Here is a 1,042-nt window from a genome sequence, read left to right on the forward strand (position 1 = left end):
TGATGATCCGCTCCCACCACTCCTTGTTATCCAAGTACCACTGGATCGTCTGAGCGATGCCAGTTTCAAATGTATAAGTCGGTTTCCATCCAAGTTTTTCCAGTTTCGTTGGATCGATCGCATACCGTTTGTCATGCCCCGGCCGGTCTTTAACAAATTCAATGAGATCTTCTGATTTCCCCAACATTTTGATGATCGTCTTGACGACTTCCAGATTGGTGCGTTCATTATGGCCGCCGACATTGTAAACTTCACCGACCGCGCCTCGATGCAGCACCAAATCAATCGCCGCACAGTGGTCATGGACATGCAGCCAGTCGCGGATGTTGCCGCCGTTTCCGTATACCGGTACTTTTTGGTCGTTCAGGACGCGGGAGATCGTAAGCGGAATGAGTTTTTCCGGAAAATGATACGGCCCGTAGTTATTCGAACAACGGGTGATATTGACCGGCAGTCCATACGTTTTGTGATAAGCCCGGACCAGTAAATCCGAGGACGCCTTGCTGGCACTGTACGGGCTGTTCGGCTGAAGCGGTGTTTCTTCAGTGAAAAACGTATTCGGATCAAAGTCCAGTTCCCCGTACACTTCATCCGTTGATATATGCAAAAATTTCTCTACGCCGATCTGTTTTGCCGCATCCAATAATACCTGCGTCCCGAGCACATTCGTCCGGACAAAAATTTCCGGATCGGTAATCGAGCGGTCGACATGGCTTTCCGCCGCAAAATGCACCACATAGTCAAATTTTTCTTTTTCAAAAAGCGGGAGGATCGTTTTCCAGTCCGCGATATCCGCTTTGATAAAATGGTAATTGTCTTTGTTCTCAATCGACTGATGCTTTGTCAGATCACCGGCATAGGTCAACAAGTCCAGGTTGTAAATGTCGTACTCCGGGTATTTGTTGACCATATACTGGACAAAATTGCCGCCGATAAAACCGGCTCCGCCTGTCACCAATACTTTTTTCTTTGACATTCGTTACACCCCAAGTTCTTTGATATAATGCGCCAGTGCTTCTTTCCACAGCCGTAACGGTTCAAA

At 47.7% G+C, this 1,042-nt stretch carries 1 protein-coding gene; it reads right to left on the reverse strand.

Going from position 1 to position 1,042, the window contains the following annotated elements; translation table 11 throughout:
- On the reverse strand, positions 1–976 hold a 976-nt coding region (gene rfbB / locus GBH70_RS16415), incomplete at its 3' end, for a dTDP-glucose 4,6-dehydratase (RefSeq protein WP_151682015.1).
- Between the last annotated feature and the right edge of the window lie 66 nt (positions 977–1,042).

This window comes from Weizmannia acidilactici (genome assembly GCF_008974225.1).
Lineage (GTDB): Bacteria > Bacillota > Bacilli > Bacillales > Bacillaceae_C > Weizmannia > Weizmannia acidilactici.